The organism is Rhizobium terrae (assembly GCF_003425685.1).
GTDB lineage: Bacteria > Pseudomonadota > Alphaproteobacteria > Rhizobiales > Rhizobiaceae > Neorhizobium > Neorhizobium terrae.
Map to the genome: position 1 here is coordinate 17841 of NZ_QJKM01000004.1, position 18898 is coordinate 36738.

At 61.1% G+C, this 18898-nt stretch carries 16 protein-coding genes; 6 read left to right on the plus strand and 10 right to left on the minus strand.

What is annotated here, in order from left to right:
* Positions 1-21 precede the first annotated feature (21 nt).
* From DMO26_RS08040 to DMO26_RS08065, 6 genes are all read left to right on the plus strand, one after another.
* Positions 22-1152, plus strand: coding sequence for an ABC transporter ATP-binding protein (locus DMO26_RS08040; protein ID WP_117191526.1), 1131 nt, complete (start codon positions 22-24; stop codon positions 1150-1152).
* A gap of 1 nt (position 1153) precedes the next feature.
* Entirely contained in the window at positions 1154-2050 is an 897-nt protein-coding gene (locus DMO26_RS08045) for an ABC transporter permease (RefSeq protein WP_117191527.1), read from the plus strand.
* Positions 2051-2053: 3 nt separating this feature from the next.
* The gene (locus DMO26_RS08050) at positions 2054-2860 is read left to right on the plus strand and encodes an ABC transporter permease (RefSeq protein WP_117191528.1); all 807 of its coding nucleotides are present in this window, start codon (positions 2054-2056) and stop codon (positions 2858-2860) included.
* 10 nt (positions 2861-2870) lie between these two features.
* On the plus strand, positions 2871-3572 hold the full coding sequence (locus tag DMO26_RS08055) for a cysteine hydrolase family protein (protein WP_117191529.1): 702 nt from the start codon (positions 2871-2873) through the stop codon (positions 3570-3572).
* 242 nt (positions 3573-3814) lie between these two features.
* Positions 3815-4576, plus strand: a complete 762-nt coding sequence (locus tag DMO26_RS08060; protein ID WP_117191530.1) for a DeoR/GlpR family DNA-binding transcription regulator — start codon at positions 3815-3817, stop codon at positions 4574-4576.
* Positions 4577-4605: 29 nt separating this feature from the next.
* The gene (locus DMO26_RS08065; RefSeq protein ID WP_117191531.1) at positions 4606-5748 is read left to right on the plus strand and encodes a DmpA family aminopeptidase; all 1143 of its coding nucleotides are present in this window, start codon (positions 4606-4608) and stop codon (positions 5746-5748) included.
* Between the two features lie 17 nt (positions 5749-5765).
* Here the strand turns inward: DMO26_RS08065 and DMO26_RS33600 are convergent, their stop codons facing one another.
* The 10 genes from DMO26_RS33600 to DMO26_RS08115 all read right to left on the minus strand — a co-directional run bounded on the left by DMO26_RS33600 (position 5766) and on the right by DMO26_RS08115 (position 18897).
* A complete protein-coding gene (locus DMO26_RS33600; RefSeq protein ID WP_162894768.1) occupies positions 5766-5960 on the minus strand; it encodes a hypothetical protein in 195 nt (64 codons plus the stop codon).
* A 193-nt stretch (positions 5961-6153) separates the two neighbouring features.
* Complete coding sequence (locus tag DMO26_RS08075) at positions 6154-7725, minus strand: ABC transporter substrate-binding protein (protein WP_117191532.1); 1572 nt, start codon at positions 7723-7725, stop codon at positions 6154-6156.
* A gap of 297 nt (positions 7726-8022) precedes the next feature.
* Positions 8023-8766, minus strand: a complete 744-nt coding sequence (locus DMO26_RS08080; RefSeq protein ID WP_162894769.1) for an IclR family transcriptional regulator — start codon at positions 8764-8766, stop codon at positions 8023-8025.
* A 76-nt stretch (positions 8767-8842) separates the two neighbouring features.
* Positions 8843-10504, minus strand: a complete 1662-nt coding sequence (locus DMO26_RS08085) for a hydantoinase B/oxoprolinase family protein (protein ID WP_117191534.1) — start codon at positions 10502-10504, stop codon at positions 8843-8845.
* Position 10505: 1 nt separating this feature from the next.
* Positions 10506-12557: a hydantoinase/oxoprolinase family protein gene (locus DMO26_RS08090; RefSeq protein ID WP_117191917.1), complete on the minus strand. Its 2052-nt coding sequence runs from the start codon at positions 12555-12557 to the stop codon at positions 10506-10508.
* 449 nt (positions 12558-13006) lie between these two features.
* The gene (locus tag DMO26_RS08095; protein ID WP_117191535.1) at positions 13007-14644 is read right to left on the minus strand and encodes a dipeptide ABC transporter ATP-binding protein; all 1638 of its coding nucleotides are present in this window, start codon (positions 14642-14644) and stop codon (positions 13007-13009) included.
* 9 nt (positions 14645-14653) lie between these two features.
* Complete coding sequence (locus DMO26_RS08100) at positions 14654-15490, minus strand: ABC transporter permease (RefSeq protein ID WP_117191536.1); 837 nt, start codon at positions 15488-15490, stop codon at positions 14654-14656.
* Positions 15487-16428, minus strand: coding sequence for an ABC transporter permease (locus DMO26_RS08105; protein ID WP_117191537.1), 942 nt, complete (start codon positions 16426-16428; stop codon positions 15487-15489). Before DMO26_RS08105 ends, DMO26_RS08100 begins: the two co-directional genes overlap by 4 nt.
* A gap of 269 nt (positions 16429-16697) precedes the next feature.
* Positions 16698-17390, minus strand: coding sequence for a GntR family transcriptional regulator (locus DMO26_RS08110; protein WP_117191538.1), 693 nt, complete (start codon positions 17388-17390; stop codon positions 16698-16700).
* Positions 17391-17547: 157 nt separating this feature from the next.
* Entirely contained in the window at positions 17548-18897 is a 1350-nt protein-coding gene (locus DMO26_RS08115; protein ID WP_117191539.1) for a glutamine synthetase family protein, read from the minus strand.
* Position 18898: the final 1 nt, after the last annotated feature.

The window sequence follows — 18898 nt, forward strand, 5'->3', positions numbered from 1 at the left end:
TGTTCTGACGGAGCAAACGACATGAGCCTTGCGATGATCTCGCCCGCCCCGCCCGACACCACCACAAAAACCGACGACGCAGTCTTTCCGGCAACGGCGCCGGTTTTGCAACTGGTCGGTGTTCGCAAGATCTTCGGCGATTTCGCCGCCGTCGACGGCATCAATGTCGACATCAAGGAGGGTGAATTCGTCACCATTGTCGGACCCTCCGGGTCCGGCAAGACGACCCTCCTGCGCATGCTGGCCGGCATGGAATCGCCGTCCGAAGGCTATATCACGCTCCGCGGCGAACTGATCAATGACGTACCGGCCAACAAGCGGCCGACATGCCTTGTCTTCCAGTCGCTGGCCCTGTTTCCCCACAAGACCGTCGGCGAGAACATCGAGTTTCCGCTGAAGGTCCGTAAGATGGGCGCCGCCGAACGCAAAGCGCGCGCGCTCGAACTCATGCGCATGGTGCGCCTGCCCGAACATTATTACGCCAAGAACGTGATGCGCTGCTCGGGCGGTGAAAAACAACGCGTCGCGCTCGCCCGCGCCTTTGCCTATGATCCCGATGTGCTGTTCTTCGACGAACCACTGTCAGCCCTCGACTACAAGCTGAAGAAGGCGCTGGAAAAAGAACTGAAGGACCTACACCGCGAGAGCGGAAAGACCTTCGTCTACATCACCCATTCGCTCGAGGAAGCCATGGTCATGTCCGATCGCGTCGGGGTGATGAGCCGCGGCCGCCTCGTGCAGATCGGCACGCCGGAGGAAATCTACACGAAGCCGGCGACACGCTTCGTCGCGGAATTCTTCGGCGAAGTGAACAGTTTCGAAGTAAGGCGCGACGGTCGGGACGGCTGGATCCTCGGCGATGGACGATCAATTATCGTCGCTCCGACGGACGAGGCGATCGGCGACACGGCAACCGTCATCGTTCGACCGGAGACCATGCGTTTCGTCACCGGCCCATCGACCGCCGACAACCTGATCACGGGCAAGATCTACAACGAATACTCGCTCGGTTCGCGCATGCAATATCAGGTCCATTCCGGTGGCCGGATCTATCTCGTCGAAGCCGCACGGGCAGCGGTCCTCGGCCTGTCGTCAGGCGGCAGCGTCACCATCGGCTGGGACGCCCCCGACGCCATCGTGGTGGGAGGTTGACATGGCGGCCGTGACACACGCCGGAACCGCCGGCGAACGAAACTTGCTGCCTGCCATCCCTGCCGGACTTCGCGCCGCCGCGCCCGTCGCCGTCCTCTTGGTCCTCGGATTTCTCGCACCGCTGCTGACGGTGGCCGCCTATGCGTTTGCCACACCGAAGAGCTTCGAGGTTTTCCGTTCTTTCACGCTTGCCAACTTCTCCGCCGTATTCGATCCGTCCAATACGGTGTGGATGTCGTTTGCTTGGTCGCTTGCCTATGCGTCCGCAACCGTGGCGCTGCTGGCGGTGATCGCTTATCCGATCGCCTACGGCCTCAACCGAATGTTCGGCAAATGGTCGGGTCTCGTCGGCGTGCTCTTCGTCTTTCCGCTGTTCGTCTCGGAAAACGTCCGGCTCTATGGTTGGGTGTTATTCTTCATCAAAAACGGCGTACTCGACGGCGGGCTCAAATGGCTCGGTTTTTCCGGCGGTCCGGAAGTGCTCTATACCCCGGGCGCCATTCTGTTCGGGATGCTCTACGTCTATCTTCCCTTCATGTTATTCCCGATGTCGCTGGGTATTGCGATGATCCCCAAGGATCTGGTCGACGCGGCTCGCGACCTCGGAGCAAGCCGGCTCATGATCTGGCGTGAAATCGAGTTGCCGCTCGCCATGCCCGGTATCCTGGTCGGCATGTTGCTCACCTTCGTGCTCGGCGCCGGCGCCATCGCCGAATCCAAGATTCTTGGCGGCCAGTCGGTCATCACCATCGCGCAGGACATCGAGGTTGCCTTCACCTATGCGCAGAACTGGCCGCTCGGCTCAGCACTTGCTCTCCTGCTCGTCGCCATCGTCAGCGGGCTGGCGCTCTACGTCCTGTCGAAGCTCGATCTCGACCGCATTCTCGGCAAAAGGTGAGACATGGAAACCCGTTCGCAAATCCGCGCCCGCGCCTTCGTGAAGGTCTGGACCGCGTTTGTCATTCTCGTCATCTACCTGCCGATCATCTGCGGTGCGCTGGCCGGCCTGTCGAAGGGACGTTATTTCGGCTTTCCGATCCGCATCTTCTCAACCGAATGGTGGGGCAAGACCTTCGCGTCGCTTGAAATCCAGTCACTGGTGCAGAACTCCCTGCTGATCGCCTTCATCGTCACTCTGGTCTCGGTGGTCTTCGCCTTCTTTGGCGCGCTTGCCTTTGCCCGCTACGACTGGAGGGGACGCAAGCTGTTCCAGAAGGCGATCCTCTTGCCGGTCTTCTTTCCGCAGCCGGTGCTGGGGCTTGCCCTTCTCTTGTGGTTCAACGCGCTCGGCATCAATCCGAGTTGGCAGACGGCCGTCGTCGCCCATCTCGTCTGGATCGTTCCGGTCGTGACGCTGGTGATCGCGATCCAGGTCTATTCCTTCGACCCGACGCTCGAAGAGGCCGCCCGCGACCTTGGCGCGAGCCGCTGGTTCATCCTGCGCGAAGTGACCTTGCCGATCCTCTGGCCGGGCATCTGGTCGGGCGCGCTCTTCGCCTTTCTGCTTTCCTGGGGCAATTTCCCACTGTCGCTCTATACCGCCGGCGTCGACTCGACGATCCCGAAATGGCTCTATTCGAAGATGGTCGCCGGCTATTCGCCGATGGTGCCGGCGCTCGGGACGATGAGTACGCTTTCGGCCGCCGTCCTGCTTCTTGCCGGGGGCCTTGCGATCACGCTGGTGCGCCGTCGCCGGGCGGATGCATGAGGGCGGGCACATGAGCTGGAAAACCGAACGTCGGTCCTTCTACTATCAAGGCGCACCGGAGCCCGAGGATCCGGTGCTCGAAAGGGGCAAGGTGGCGCTGTTGGTCATAGACATGCAGAACACCTATCTCGATCGCCCGGATCCCGCGACCCTCACGGGGGACGACCTTGCCCGCTATCACGCCTGGACGCCTTTCCATGATCGGATGCACGGCACCGTCATCCCCAACAACCAGCGCCTCCTGGAGCGCTTCCGCGCGCTCGGTCTCGATGTGTTCTTCGCGCGCATCGCATGCCTGCGCAAAGACGGCCGCGACCGCTCGCTCAGCCAGAAGAAACCGGGCTGGAACAATCTTCTCCTGCCTAAGGAGGAGGAAGCCTCGCAGATCCTGCCGCAGATCGCCCCCCACGACGGCGAGATCGTCGTCACCAAGACCACCGACAGCGCGTTGACCGGCACTAATCTCAGGCTTGTGCTGGCCAACATGGGCATCACCCATGTCGTGTGCTGTGGCATCTTCACCGACCAGTGCGTCTCCTCGACGGTCCGCAGTCTCGCCGACGAGAGCTTCGACGTCATCGTCGTCGACGACGCCTGCGCTGCCGGCACGATCAAACTGCATGTGAGTGAACTTGAGCGGCTCCATATGATCTATGCCAACGTGATGACTACGGACGAGTTGATCGCGTACCTGCCGCAGGCGGAGGCTTGAGACGAGCGGGGATAGAACACGCATGATACTTGTTCGGCCTCGTCGTTCCTGACACAACTCTCGCGATGAACGCACCCGAAATCCATTCGATCATCGCCCGGTCTCCGACGAAGGCCAGGCCTATGCCCGCCCTCATGCAGATGTCGGCAGGGTACTGGTGGTGCGGTCTAAGATGCGGTTCTGGCCGGCGGACTGGAATGGGTGGCCGAAAAGACCTGTGGAATGCTGAGGAGCAAGCGGCGATGAAGAAACCGAAGAGCGTACGTCAAGAACGCATCCTGACCGAGCTCAACCAGGCACCGAGCCTGCGCGTGGCGGAACTTGCCCGACGGCTCGACGTTTCGACCGAGACCATCCGCCGCGATCTCGACGAGATGACCGAACAGGGCCTGCTCAACCGTACCTACGGCGGAGCCGTGCGCTCTCTCTCCACCGAACCGTCGGTGACCGAGCGCCACACTCTTTTCGTCGCCGAGCGCGAGCGGATCGCCAAGGCGGCGGCGCAGATCCTGAAGGGTGCTCAGGTGCTGATGATAGGCTCCGGTTCGACCACGGTGCACACCGCCAGGCGCATTGCGGTGGAGATGAAGAACATCACCGTGCTCACCCATTCCTTCGGCGTTGCGACCGTGCTCGCGATCAATCCGACCATCAAGGTCCTCATGTTGCCAGGGGATTATCACGCCACCGAGGGCGCGACTGTCGGCGCGCATACGGTTTCGTTCCTCAATTCCTTCTACGCCGATTTCGCCATTCTCGGCGCGAGCGGCCTCGGTCCCGATGGGCCTTCCGATGCGCTTCTCGAATGCGGGGCGGTCTATAGCGCCATGGTGACACGCGCCGCAGGCACCGTCGTCGTTGCCGACCACTCCAAGCAAGACCGGCTGTTCCCGGCCCGTTACGCGTCCTGGCGCGATATCAATCACGTGGTGACAGACAAGATGCCGGGCGATGATCTGAAGAACAACCTGGACGACAATGGTGTGAAACTCACGGTCTGCTGACCGGAAGGCGTGAAGACAAGGCAGGAAGCATGGCCACCGACACATCCGCCGAGAAGCGAAAACGCGCCCGTGATTTCGGCATCCCCTTTGACGGCACACCGGGGCCGCTGAATGCGATTACCGATGTCGGCGGCGTGCATGTCGGGTTCTCCACCGTCCGCGAGGAAACACCCCGCCCCGGCCGCAAGCTGCCTGTTCGCACCGGCGTGACCGCGATCCTGCCGCACGCGACGGCCGATGAACCGGTTCCAGTCTTCGCCGGAATCCATCGCTTCAACGGCAATGGCGAGATGACTGGCTCGCACTGGATCAAGGACGGCGGCTATTTTGTCGGGCCTGTCCTGATCACCAACACCCACAGCGTCGGCATCACCCATCACGGCGCGGTGCGCTGGATGATCGACCGGTACGCCGCCACCTATGAAGGCGACGATCACCTGTGGCTCATGCCGGTGGTGGCGGAAACCTATGACGGCCTGCTCAACGATATCAACGGCCAACACGTCACCGTCGACCATGTCTTCGAGGCACTGAACGGGGCGAGAGCCGGCCCGGTCGCCGAGGGCAATGTCGGCGGCGGCACCGGCATGATCGCCTATGGTTTCAAGGGTGGTACCGGCACCGCCTCGCGGCGGATCGCGATCAGCGGCCAGGAATCCACTGTCGCGGCGGTGGTACAGGCCAATCACGGCCGGCGGGACTGGCTGACGATCGGTGGCGTTCCGGTTGGCAAGCTGCTGAAGGAAGGTGATCTTGGTCTTTCCGAGCGCGGCTCGATCATCGTCGTGATCGCGACAGACCTGCCGCTCGCGCCGCATCAGTTGCAGAAGCTTGCCCGCCGCGCCGCAATCGGCATCGGCCGCAACGGTACGATCGGCGGCAACAATTCCGGCGACATCTTCCTGGCCTTCTCGACCGCCAATCCCCATCCGATGCGCCACAAGGCGGACGCCGTGCTGACTATCGCCATGGTCAATGACGAGATCCTCGACCCGGTCTATGAGGCCGCCGTCCAGAGCGTCGAGGAAGCTGTCGTTAACGCCATGATCGCCGCAGAAACCACCGGCGGGACGCCCCACGACCGTCACCGCATCGAGGCGATCGATGGCTCAAAGGTCGCAGATCTATTGCGACGTCATCCCGGAGAGACAACACGCTCGACGTCCGGATAAAGCACATGAACGCGCCATCAATCATCCGCCGCACCTCGCCCGAGGGCACCTGAACCCGCCGCCAGACCATGCGGCTTACGTCTTTCAAAAAGATCCGGAATTGCAGGATCATGGGAGACCCGTCTGGCGTCGATGGACTCTTCGCCAACGCCCCTTACCGAGGTTTCTTGGTTGTTGATTTCAAAACCATGGGTCTCCGCGAAATTCGTCACCCCCCATAGCCCATTCAGGCCAGATCAGGCACTGCCACACAATTCCTCATACTGTCCTCAAAAGAAGCTTCATCGGCAAGCCGCGTCCGTTCACCAGAGCGACGGGAATGTGCCTGAGAAAAAAGGGGCCATCCTCGGATGGCCCCAGTCAGGGTCGAGCCTCAGTCGGCTTTAGACCCGGGGTTACCCAAGATCACTTTACCTTCCAGACACCCCAGGCGCGCGGCTTGTCGAGCGCCCAGGATTCGTAATTCCGCAACTTCGGTGATACGGCCTCGATGACAGGATTGTAGTAGAGGCCGATCATCGGCACCTGTTCTCCCATCAGCGCATGCATCTGCTTGAAAACCGCCTTGCGCTGATCGAGGTCAACCGTGGCGATTGCCTTGAGGAAAAGCTCCTGGGCTTTTGGATCATCCCACTGGTAACTTGCCACGGCCTTTTTCGAGCCGGTAAACATTCCGTATATTACCGTAGGATCCGGCCGGGAGCCGTAGCCGAAGGCCTGCATCTGGAATTTGCCAGACAGGTAGTTGTCGAGCTGTGCGCCCCAGTCGAGCGTTTCGATCTCGACATTCATGCCGATCGCGGTCAGCATCGCCTGTGCGAGCACGGCATTCTCGTACATGCCGATATAGCGCTGATTGGCCTGGATCTTGATTGGCTGCCCCTTGTATCCCGCCTCCTTCAACAGCTTCCTCGCGGCGTCCGGATCATAGGCCGGCCAATCCTGAAAAGACCTGTCGAACAGCGCGCTTGCCTGCGGCACGCCCGACGGATTGAACTCGGTCATTCCGGCGGTTTTTACCTGCGTGATCTGTTTCAGATCCATGGCATGCGCCATGGCGCGGCGGATGCGAACGTCGGAGAGCAGCGGGTCGCTGGTCTGGATCAGGATCGCCGAAAACGACAGGCCCGGAGCCAATTGGATAACCGCGCCCCTGCCCTTCAGGTCGTCCATTCGGGAAGCCTGGATTGTCGAGACGACATCAACCTGAGCAGCAAACAGAGCCGTTTCCGCCGCTGTCTTGTCCGGGATCACCACGAAACGGGCCTCGTCCACGTAGACGCTGCGGTCGCCGGTATAGCCGTCACGTTTTTCCCTGAGCGGCACGTATCCGGCAAAGCGGGAGAGCGTGACATATTGCTCCTTCTTCCACTCCTTCAGCGTAAAGGAACCGCTGCCGATCGCCGAGCCCTCTATCCACTTTCCGTCCGCTCCGACATTCTTCGGACTGGCGACCCAGGTGTTGCAGACCGGATCGGCGATACGGATGAGAAACTGGGTATTGGGAGCATCTATGGTATAGACGACGGTGTTCTCGTCCGCAGCCTCCACCGAGACCACTTTCAGCCCGCGGGTTCCGTTGAAATTGCCGATACAGGGCCAAGGTGTCTGCGTACCGGCAGTCGCCATGCGGCGGTCCCAGGACCACTTCACATCCGAGGCAAGAACCCTGTCGCCGTTGTGAAAGACTGCGCCGGGGCGGATCTTGAAACTGTATTGCTTGCCGTCTTCCGAGGCACTCCAGCTCTGGGCGAGGACCGGGCCGATCGTCATATCGTTCCTGTACGAAACCAGCGGCTCATAAATGTGGTTAAGCACGGTTTCGGTGATCGCATCGGTGCGGCTGGCGTCAAGGCTGCGAATATCCGCCGTAAGAACGATATTCAGCGTGCCGCCTCTTTGCGGCTCTTCGGCCCGCGCGCCGCCGCATGTCAGCACACATGCGCTGAAAAGCGCAAACACTATCGGTCTCTTCATGTCCATCTCCAAACCATTCCCCTGCTTGTTGTCGATTTCACAATGGCTTTCGGCTCGGCATCGATCGAAAGCGTCCGGGATTTTCCGTGATCTGCGATCGCACAAATAAATGAACTACGGCTGCGGCAGACTGTCAATGCCAAATTCACATAACATATTGAATTTACTTTATATTTCCAAATTTCAACGCTTGTCCGCCCCTGCTTCAGTCGCCAAAAGCAGGCACGTTACTTGAGTTTTTGAAATCTTTGATGCCCCGGATGCCGGCAATGCGCTACTTACGCCAGCAGGAACGGCTCAGATGCCTCTTGCGGCCTCTGTGCGGATGAGCGTCACGATGTCCGCGACCTTGGCCGGATCGATGTCCCGCCATGGAGGAACGACCGCGATCGCGGCTGCCGCATGCACCTTGTCCCTCGGCAAGACGACCGCGAGAGACATGACATCGGTTTCATCAGCACCCGGGCGGACGGCAAATCCTTTTTCCGCTGCAAGCTGCGCTTCCGCCAGCACGCCGTCCGGCTCAAAACCGGCCGCCGTCAGCGCTGCTTCGTTTTCGGCAAGCATCGCATTGCGCGTAGCCGGGTCGAAGGTCGAGAGGATGCAGACGCCGGCAACCGAAACGCCAAGCGGGATGCGGCCGCCGACGCCGTTCAGGAGAGCACGGATCGGATAGATGCCTTCCTGGAAATCCAGGCAGACACAGTCGAGCCCGGAATGCGCCATCAGATAAGTCGACATCCGCGTAGCCGATCCGATCCGCACCAGGGCGGGCCGGACTGCCTCCACGAGGTCGGCCATCGTGAAGGACCGCTTCGACAGGGCATAGATCGCCGAGCCGAGCCGATAACGGCCGCGGCGTGATGACTGTTCCACGAAGCCGTGCTTGGCGAGGCCCTGCAATGCGCGATGTATGGCCGATTTCGTGTCGTCGAGCGCTTCTGCGATATCCGCGAGAGACATGCCTTCCAGTCCTGCATTGCCAATGGCAAGCAGGATTTCCGCGGCGCGTTCCACATTGCTCGATGATTTGCGGTCCATGGCCTGTCTATATACGAGACCCGGTGCCGCACAAGTCGCAGAGGATATGCCGCCGGGGGCGATCAAGGCATTCATCCTAAACCTCCTTCGATTGAAACACGGTAGCGTCGGCAAGGGTAAAGCTGCCTTCGCGCAGATCCTGTTGCACGACATTCGGTGGACGCCGCGTCGGATCGCCGTAACCACCTCCGCCGGGTGTGAAAACCTCGATGATGTCTCCCGCATTGACGGTACCGACGCCCTTGAGAAAAGGCGTGACGCCATCCGAGAACCGGAAGCCGCCGCTCGCTCCCGGCAGGCCGCCGTCAAGGCCCCAAGGCTGCGAGCGCATGCGCGATCCGCCATAATGCACCCGGCATGCCTGCTCGGCGCGGTAAACACGGCGAATGCCCATGCCGCCGCGAAACTCTCCGGCACCGCCGGATGAATCGATCAATTCATAGGCCAGCAAGGTGATCGGATATTCGACTTCCAGCGCCTCGACCGGCAGATTCGACGTGTTGGTCATATGCACATGCACACCATCCAGGCCATCCTTGTCGAAACGGGCGCCATTTCCACCGCCGATCGTTTCCAGATACACCCAAAGCGAACCGTCCGGCCGCTGTCCGGAAAAGGTGATGTCGAAGCAGGAGCCGTTGCCGGCAGCCGTTACCCGCTCCGGCAGGACGGGCGCAAGCGCGCCATGGATAAGGTCCACCACACGCTGGCAGGAGGTCAGGCGACCATCGACGGCGGCCGGATGCACGCAATTGAGCACGCTTCCTTCTTCGGCGATAACGGTGATCGGGCGCGCCAGCCCCGCGTTCGGCGGCATGCTCGGGTCGACGATGGATTTCACCGCGTAATAGACGGTTGCCAGCAGGGCGGTGCGGACGACGTTCATCGGGCTTCGCGATTGCGGGGGGCTGTCGAAGCGAAGTTCCATCTCATCGCCCCGCACGATGATCCGCACGCTGAAATCCCACAATGCCTCGAAAACCTCGCAATCGAAACGATCGCTGAACGTGTAGATGCCATCCGGAATGGTCCGGATGCCCGCGCGCATGCGGCGCTCCGCATAGTCTTGCAGTTCTTGTCCGGCTGCCTCGACGGTATCGGCACCGTATTTGTCGCAAAGATCGATCATCCGCCGCACGCCGAGACGGTTTGCGGCCATCTGGGCGCGCAGGTCGGAAAGGCGCTCGCGCGGTACCTGGCAGTTCAGGAGGAAGAGATCCTGAATGTCCTCCTGAAGGTCGCCCGCCCGGTAAAGCCGGACCGGGGGCATGCGCAGGCCTTCCTGATAGATATGCGCATGGCCGCGATCGACGAAGTCGGAGTGATGAGCCGTATTGATGGCCCAGGCGGTCAATCTCCCGCCATGAAAGATCGGCTCGGCGAGCACGATGTCGGGAAGATGTGTACCGCCACCTTCGTAAGCATCGTTGCCGATGAAAACGTCGCCTGGTCTGAGACCGACGAGCCCGTGTTTTTTGAGGATCAGCGGGACGAACCCGATGAAGCTTCCCAGATGCATAGGCACGTGCTCGGCCTGGCACAAGGTATGGCCGGAAGCATCGAAAAGCGCGGTGGAGCAATCACGCCGCTCCTTGATATTGGTAGAATAGCTCGACCTCACCAGCGTCTCGCCCATTTCCTCGACGATCGACGCGAAGGCGCTGCCGATGACTTCGATCGTGATCGGGTTGAGCGAACGACTTTCGGCCGTGACTGGATTCTGCTTGACCTGCGCCATTTCAGTACGCCTCCATGACCAGATTAAGGTAGACGTCGACATGGGCTTCCATTCCCGCCGGAACGACGGTGGTGGTGTCCATCTGGTCGATGATGGCGGGGCCTTCGACGATATTTCCCGGAACCAGCAGAAGCCGATCGTAGATCTTGTGGGTGCGGAAGCTCCCGGCTTGCCTGCACCAGACCAGCCGTTCGCCGATCAGTGCACCGGCCGGGTCGCTGGCGCCCATCGGCCGAGGCTTGAAACGCGCCTTACGGATTCCGGCACGCGCCTCCAGCCGGTATGTCACGAGTTCGATCTCTTCGCCGTCGGAGGTAAAGCCGTAGAGTTGGTCATGACCTGCCAGGAACTCCCGCCGAATGGCCTCAAATGTGCTCCGGTCCGTCGTGCCGCCCGGGACCGCTACCGAAATCTCGTAGTTCTGCCCCGCATAGCGCACATCAACCGTCCGCCTGGTCATACGCGCATCGAGCGGGATGTTTTCGCTTGCGAACCAGGCATCCGCCCGCCGTTCGAGATTTGCGAATACCTCCTCCAGCCAGCTGGGATCGAGCGTGTCCAGAGAAGCAAGCCGGGTGGAGGCGAAATCGGTGCGCAGGTCGGTCATCAGCAGGCCCATGGCGCACAGGATGCCCGGCGTCAGCGGCACCAGAATGCGGCGCATTTCGAGCTCTGCCGCCAGCCGTGCCGCATGAAGCGGGCCGGCACCACCAAAAGCGACGAGCGTGTAATCACGCGGGTCGTGACCTCGCTGCACGCTGATCACCCGGATGGCCTTCGTCATGTTGGCGGCGACGATGTCGAGTATGCCGTCCGCGGCTTCGGCAACGCTCATTCCGACCTGGTCGGCAATGGTCTTGAGCGCGGCTTCCGCCAAATCGCGATGGACAGGCATGCGGCCGCGCAGCAGGTAACGCGGGTCCAGGTTCTGCAGAAAAACGTTGGCGTCGGTGACCGTCGGCTCTGTCGTGCCATGTCCGTAGCAGGCCGGACCAGGAAAGGCGCCCGCGCTGCGCGGCCCGACCTTGATCAGACCGCCGCTGTCCACGTGAACCAGCGACCCGCCACCGGCACCAACGGTGTGGATGTCAAGCATCGGCGCCTTGATAGGATAACCGTGAACCACGGCTTCGCCCACCATCCGGCACTCACCGCCCTTCAATAGCGCAACATCCGTGCTGGTGCCGCCCATGTCGAAGGTGATGAGATCCTGGCCGCCGGTCATCTCGCTCAATGCGAGGGCGGCAACCACACCGGTGCTCGGCCCCGACAGCACGGTGCGGACCGGCATCTCGGCCGCAGTGTCGAAGCCGATCACGCCGCCATTCGACTGGGTGAGATGCGGGACCGCATCCAGACCCATCTCCTTCAGGCTGTTTTCGAGGTTATGAAGATAACCTTTCATCACCGGCCCGAGATAGGCGTTGACCACGGTTGTCGACATCCGCTCGAATTCGCGGAATTCCGGTGCGATCCGGTGCGAGGCGGAAACGAAAGCTTCGGGAAACTCTTCCGACAAGATACGCAACGCGGCCTCCTCATGGGCCGTATGCGCGAAGCTGTAGAGGAAGGTGATGGCGACGGATTTCACGCCCGCAGCCTTGAGCTCCTTCGCCGCGGTCCGCAATGCATCCTCGTCCAACGGCTGCTCGACGGAACCATCGTTCCGGACCCGTTCGGCCACTCCGATGCGAAGCTCGCGGGAGACCAGCGTCTTCGGCTTTTCTGCATGGATATCGTAAAGATGGGGACGCTTCTGCCGGCCGATTTCCAAGAGGTCGCGAAATCCGCGTGTTGCGATCAGGCCCGTCGAGACACCCCTTCCCTGGATCAGTGCATTGGTGGCGACGGTCGTGCCATGACCGAAATAGGCGACCGCCTCCGGCGTTGCGCCAAGCCGGTCCAGAGCTTCCGCAACGCCCGTGCTGATTGCTACGGACGGATCATGCGGTGTCGAAGGCACTTTCCAGATCTCGACCCGTCCCGTCTCCTCTTCGAAGAGACAAATATCGGTGAACGTCCCACCGGAATCCACACCAACCCGCCAGCCCATGCGCATGCCCTGATTTTCGTGAAGCGAGGCCCTTTTGGCCACGATGCAAAGCAACCGCAAAATCGCCGTGCCGTCAATATAATTCCGGTTTTTAGATTATATTTTTATCTATATTCCTACTATAGGAATATAGATAAAGGGCGGTCAATGAACAACGGCGGATTCGCGGCGCGCAGTTGGCTTGATGGTCGGAGACCCTAACGATGTCGGGAGTGTTTCGTGCGCAGATGCATCGGCTATACGCGGCCGGAATTCGGTCTGCGAGCAAGGTGACGCTATCGGTGCGTCATGCTCGCGCTGCATGTTCCGATATTTGTGGGTGTGTCACGCATCTTCGCAGCGTGCTCGACGGCTCTTGCGAAGACCGAAAACCGACTCATCCAGCAGCGGCTGCCCGCCCATAACTCGTACGGGGAGAAAGGCTTTCACGAATAACCGGAACGGGTGCTTCAGGCTGCGCCTTTCGCACCATCAAATTTCCGGTCGAGCAGCATCGCCGCATCCAGCAGGCGGCGGGTGTAATCGTGTTTCGGCCGGTCGAAAATGTCGTCCCGTTCTCCGACCTCCACGATCTTGCCGTCCTGCATCACCGCGACGCGATCGGCCACCTGTTCTACCGCGCCGAGATCGTGCGAGACAAACAGGCAGGCGAAGCCATAACGCTCCTGCAGGTCGCGGATCAGTTTCAGGATCTGCTTCTGCACAGTCATGTCGAGGGCGGAGACGGGCTCGTCGGCCACGAGGAAAGCCGGCCTGCGCACGATGGCGCGGGCAATCGCCACGCGCTGCCTTTGCCCACCGGACAATTGGTGAGGCAGGCGCGTCAGGAAATCCCGGTCAAGCCCGACTTCACCGAAGACTTCGAGCACGCGCTCGCGCCGGGCCGCCGCCGTCATGTCCGGTTCCAGCTTCAACGGTTCACCGACAATATCGCCGATGCGCTGACGCGGGTCGAGCGAGGAATAGGGATCCTGGAAGATGATCTGGATGTCGCGGCGCTGCAAGCGGGCGAGCAAGCCGGTGCCAACCTCGATGGGCTTGCCGCGAAAATCGATGCTGCCGGACGTGATGCCGACGAGGCCGACGATCGACCGGCCGAGCGTTGTCTTGCCGGAACCGGAGCCGCCCACCAGCGCCAGCGTTTCTCCCTGTCTGACGGACAGTGCGACCTGATCGACGGCACGCTTGGGTTCACTCTTGCCGAACATCGTGCGACGCCCGGGATATTCGATGACCAGATCTCTGATCGTTACCAGCGGCTCGCGCGCTGTGGTGGAGCGGGCGCCGCCTGCACTGCGACGAGGCAGGGCATCGACGAGCTGGCGGGTATAATCATGTTTTGGCGCAGACAGCACTTCGGTCGCTCGGCCCCGTTCGACCGCCCTTCCCTTGTGCATCACCACCACGTCGCGGACGTAATGCGAAACCATGCCGAGGTCATGGCTGATCAGGAGCACGGCGGTCCCGTTCTCGCGAGTCAGCTCTCTCATCAGATCGAGCACATCGCGCTGGACAAGCGTGTCGAGCGCGGTGGTCGGCTCGTCGGCGATCAGCAGCTCCGGCTTCAGGAGCATGACGGACGCCAGCATGATGCGCTGCCGCATGCCACCGGAGAACTCGTGCGGAAAGGCCGTCAGGCATCGCGCCGGATCTCTGATCTTGATGCGCTCCAGCATGGCCTGACACCGATCGCGGATCTCTCCCCTGGAAAGCTTGAGATGCAGCTTCAGACCCTCCGCCATCTGCCCGCCGATCGTCATCGACGGGTTGAGCGAGACCATAGGCTCCTGGAATACCATGCCAATGCGGCGACCGCGCACCTTGCGAAGGATATCGGCGGTCGCTCCGACCAATTCGTGGCCGTGGAACCGGATGCTGCTATCCTCGGTGACTTTCAGCGGGGGCGGCAGGAGGCCGAGCACGGCGCGGGCCGCCATGGTCTTGCCCGAGCCGGATTCTCCGACCAATGCCAGCATGCCGCCCGGCTCGATCGAAAAGTCCAGCCCATCGACGACGCGGTTGAGGCCAGGGACATAAACCGACAGATTTCTGGCTGCGACAACGGCAGAGTCAGCGCTGTTATCCATGAAAGATCCTCAAGCCTGCATTTTCGGATCCAGCCAGTCGCGCACCGCATCACCTAGCATGTTGATGCCGAGCAGCGTGAAAGCAATGAAAAGGCCGGGTAGAACGATGAGATAGGGTGCCTGCGTGATGAACGGGCGGGCGCTGGCCAGCATATTGCCCCAGCTCGGCGCCGGCGGCGGCACTCCCAGTCCCAGGAAGGAAAGTGCGCTTTCCGACAGGATCACCCAACCGAACATGGTCGTCGCAAGCACTGTGACCGGTGCGACGCAATTGGGCAGGACATGCCGCATCATAGTCACCAATTCGGTATTGCCCATGACGAAGGAGGCTTCGATATATTCACGTTGGCGGATCGACATAACGCTTGCGCGCACCACGCGCACCACGGCCGGCGCATAGGCGAGGCCGAGGGCGACCACGATCGCATCGCGGCTGGCCCCAGTGACCGCCATGATGCCAAGCGCCAGTAAAAGGCCGGGAAAAGCCAGGAGCGCGTCGTTGATCATCATCAGCAAGCGGTCGACCCAGCCCCGATAAAAGCCGGCAAGGATGCCGACGATCATGCCGAGGATGATGGCGAAGGTTACGGTGGCGAAGGCGATCCAGGCGCTGGTGCGGGCGCCGTAGGTCAGGCGGCTCAGAATGTCGCGGCCAAATTCGTCAGTGCCGAGCAGATGGCCTGGCGTGCCAGGCCCCTTGAGCCGTGCCATGAAGTCCAGCTTCAGAGGATCGTAAGGCGCTATCGATGGGCCGAAGACGGCGGCCAGCACAAGAAGGCCGACGATCGTGACGCCAAGGATGGCGCTAACACCGCGGCGGGGAAGTTTCAACGCGCGCGCGATCATTCTGCAACCCTTGGGTCAAAGATCGGATACAGCAGGTCCACCAGAAGGTTGACCATCACATAGATGACGCTGATGAACAGAATACAGCCCTGCACAACGGGATAATCACGAGCATAGATCGCATCGACGAGCAGACGGCCCAGGCCCGGTATGGTGAAGACCGTTTCCGTCACCGCGATGCCCCCGAGCAGCCCGCCGAGGATCAGGCCGATCAGCGTCCATGTCGGAGCGAAGGCATTCTTGAAAGCGTGGCGCCAGATGACGGCGTTTTCGCTCAGCCCCTTGGCCCGCGCATGGGTAATGTATTCCAGCCGCGCCACCTCGATCGTCGCGGCTCGCGCCATACGGACGATGGCGCCCAGCTCCACCAGCACCAGGGTCAGGACCGGCATGAAGATATAGGACAGCGCCGTCCAGAAATCTTCGTTGAAGGAGACGTAGCCGATGATCGGGAACCATTTCAGCCAAAGGCCGAACAGCAGCAGGATCATCAGGCCAAGCCAGAAGCTGGGGATGGAAAGAAGCAGCGTCGAGATGGCGACCACGCCGACATCGCCGAGGCTGTGCTGGCGCCAGGCGGCAAACATGCCGGCCGGCACGGCGATCAACGCAGCGAGGAAGACGGCGGCCACGACGATTGTCGCCGACACGGTGAAACGCTCGAGGATGAGCGGCAATACCGGGTCTCCGGAGCCAATCGACTGGCCGAAATCGCCGCTCAGTATATTCGTCAGCCAGAGCAGGTACTGGGTGGCGATCGAGCCGTCCAGGCCCATTTCCTTGCGGATTGCCGCCACCTGGTCCGGTGTGGCGAGATCGCCGAGCATGATCGATGCCGGGTCGCCGGGAATGAGCCGAATCATGGCAAAGACCGCGATCGATGCGATGAGGAGGGTCGGGATCGCCGACACGATGCGGTCGAGAACAAAACGCATCATCGAGGGCAGCCCCCCGCCACGCCATACAGGGCGCTGACCCGGCGACAAGTTACGAAACGCCGGCAATGTCGAGTGCATATCATCAAATTGTTCCCGCGTCTGACATTCTGCAGATCTTCGTTATCCACTACATACGATGCGATCTGAGATCGCGCAATTGAAATGAATATCAGCCGAGAAAATTCTATTTATATTCCTGTTTCTACTGCATTATTTTTTGGAGCTCGATGTCGTTTCAGAGTGAAAATTTGCATAGTTTTCAAGCAGTTTCACTCCGAGGTGAACTCGGCATTTTTCAGCAGATAGACCGCGCCCTCGCTGATGTCGCGAACGATCGCTTCGCGCGCCTTGGCTCCGTCGCCCTTTTCCAGCGCCGCCAGTGCCTCCTCGTGATAGTCGATATCAAGGATACCGCTCAGCGCGCCGTCGAAACTGCCAGCATAACGCCGCAGGAAGGGGCCAACCTGCATCCACAGCGTCTCGATCAGGAACAGCAGCGGCGCGTTGCCACAGTGACGATAGATGGCGAACTTGAAGTCGTAATTGGCGACGAGATAGCGGTTGATGTCACCGCCCTTGGCGGCGCTTGTCAATTCGTCACTGAGCTTGCGGATCGTGCGCAGGTTATTGCCATTGACAAGCCCCGCAGCGCGTTCGGTCGCGCCGCCTTCGACGACGGTACGGGCATCCATGAGCTGCGCAAATTCGCTTGCCTTGATCTGCGGCACTTCCAGACTGCCGTTCGGCAGGGGGCGAAGGGCCTGCTGTGCCTGAAGGCGCATCAATGCGGCACGCACCGGCATGTCGCTGGTGCCGAGTTCCTGGGCGAGCTTGCGGGACGTCAGCTTCTGCCCCGGCTCGAACCGGCCGGATACGAGCGCGCGGACGATTTCACGATAGACCTTTTCGTGAAGAGGCTCTGCTTCAACAACAGAGAGGCCGAACTGCGGTTTCCTTGCCATGTCTTTCCCTGAAATTCCCGGATCGCCTGCGCATCCGATGCAAAAAAGTCTTGTTTCCGAGACTTTCTAGCCATTAGTGGAAAAGAAGTCACTGCCCAGCGCGATGCATTGGCGCAAAATAATGCGATCTGCGATCGTACTATTCTCGGCGTCGGTGTCAGACCGTTTCGAGATAGGTACCGTATTCGAAGGGCGTCAGCCGGGTGGCGAAGGCTTCGAGTTCCTGCCGCTTGCAGGCCACGAGACCGGTGCGCAGGACCGGCGGAAAGATCTCTGCGACATTTGGACCGGCTTCGAAGGCATCTATCGACGACTGCCAGTCCAGCGGCAGCCGAGGCAGATCGTCGGCATAGGCATCCTTGCTGCGCGGTTCGCCGGGAGCGAGTTTCTTGCGGATGCCGTTCAGCGCGGCTCCCAGCACGGCGGCCATCACAAGGTAGGGATTGGCATCGGCGCCTGCGACGCGATGTTCGATGCGCCTTGCCTTGCCATCGCCGCCGGGTATGCGGATCGCCACCATGCGGTTCTCATAGCCCCAAGCAACGGCTGTCGGTGCGTAGGAATTCGGACGGAGCCGCCGGTAAGAATTGAAATGCGGCGCGAATATCAGGGTGCTCTCTGCCATGGCGGCCAGCATGCCGCCGACGGCATGGCGCATCATTTCGGTCCCTTCGGGGCCACCATTGTCAAAAACGTTCTTGCCGTCCCTGTCGATCAGGCTGAAATGGATATGAAAACCGCTGCCCGAGCAATGGGCGTAAGGCTTGGCCATGAAGCAGGCGGCCAGCCCGTGCCTGCGGGCGATACCCTTGACGGTACGCTTGAAGAAAAGCGCGTCGTCCGCCGCCATCAGGGCATCGGCACGGTGGTTGAGATTGATCTCGAACTGGCCGATGCCGTTTTCGGCAATCGCCGCATCCGCCGGAATGCCCTGCTCATGGCAGGCGACATAGACGTCGTGGATGAAGGCTTCGAAATGATCGACCTCGTCCATATCCATCGCGGCGGCGGTTTCGAGCCGGCGTCCGGTGAAGGGGGAGATCGGCCCGAGTGGCATGTCCGATTTCGGATCCATCAGATAGAATTCGAGTTCCGTCGCGGTGACCGGCGTCAGGCCAAGCTCCTTAAATCCATCAAGCACCGATGCAAGGACGCGGCGCGGATCGCCGAGGAAGGGAGTTCCGTGCTCGTCCCTCAGCCAGACCGGCAGCATCGCCGTCGGCTCGGCGGTCCAGCGCATGGCCATCGGCATGCGGCCGATCCAGTCGCAGCGGCCGTCGGCATCACCCGTCTCGAACACCATCGGATTGCCCTCGATGTCCTTGCCCCAGATATCGAGGCCGGGCACGGAAAGCGGCATGCGCAAACCGCCTTCGAGCACCTTTCTCGCTTGTTCCCGGGGAATGCGCTTGCCGCGCATGATGCCGTTCAGGTCGCAGATGGCGGCCCTGATGCTGGAGATCTCGGGATTTGCGTCGAGCCATTGCAATGCACCAGCTATGTCCATT

Coding starts and splice junctions, on each gene's coding strand:
- DMO26_RS08045 (WP_117191527.1), top strand. CDS start 1,154: ATGGCGGCCGTGACACACGCCGGAACCGCCGGCGAACGAAACTTGCTG.
- DMO26_RS08095 (WP_117191535.1), bottom strand. CDS start 14,644: ATGGATAACAGCGCTGACTCTGCCGTTGTCGCAGCCAGAAATCTGTCG.
- DMO26_RS08090 (WP_117191917.1), bottom strand. CDS start 12,557: ATGGGCTGGCGGGTTGGTGTGGATTCCGGTGGGACGTTCACCGATATT.
- DMO26_RS08085 (WP_117191534.1), bottom strand. CDS start 10,504: ATGGCGCAGGTCAAGCAGAATCCAGTCACGGCCGAAAGTCGTTCGCTC.
- DMO26_RS08055 (WP_117191529.1), top strand. CDS start 2,871: ATGAGCTGGAAAACCGAACGTCGGTCCTTCTACTATCAAGGCGCACCG.
- DMO26_RS08065 (WP_117191531.1), top strand. CDS start 4,606: ATGGCCACCGACACATCCGCCGAGAAGCGAAAACGCGCCCGTGATTTC.
- DMO26_RS08105 (WP_117191537.1), bottom strand. CDS start 16,428: ATGATGCGTTTTGTTCTCGACCGCATCGTGTCGGCGATCCCGACCCTC.
- DMO26_RS08040 (WP_117191526.1), top strand. CDS start 22: ATGAGCCTTGCGATGATCTCGCCCGCCCCGCCCGACACCACCACAAAA.
- DMO26_RS08060 (WP_117191530.1), top strand. CDS start 3,815: ATGAAGAAACCGAAGAGCGTACGTCAAGAACGCATCCTGACCGAGCTC.
- DMO26_RS08100 (WP_117191536.1), bottom strand. CDS start 15,490: ATGATCGCGCGCGCGTTGAAACTTCCCCGCCGCGGTGTTAGCGCCATC.
- DMO26_RS08115 (WP_117191539.1), bottom strand. CDS start 18,897: ATGGACATAGCTGGTGCATTGCAATGGCTCGACGCAAATCCCGAGATC.
- DMO26_RS08080 (WP_162894769.1), bottom strand. CDS start 8,766: ATGGACCGCAAATCATCGAGCAATGTGGAACGCGCCGCGGAAATCCTG.
- DMO26_RS08075 (WP_117191532.1), bottom strand. CDS start 7,725: ATGAAGAGACCGATAGTGTTTGCGCTTTTCAGCGCATGTGTGCTGACA.
- DMO26_RS08050 (WP_117191528.1), top strand. CDS start 2,054: ATGGAAACCCGTTCGCAAATCCGCGCCCGCGCCTTCGTGAAGGTCTGG.
- DMO26_RS08110 (WP_117191538.1), bottom strand. CDS start 17,390: ATGGCAAGGAAACCGCAGTTCGGCCTCTCTGTTGTTGAAGCAGAGCCT.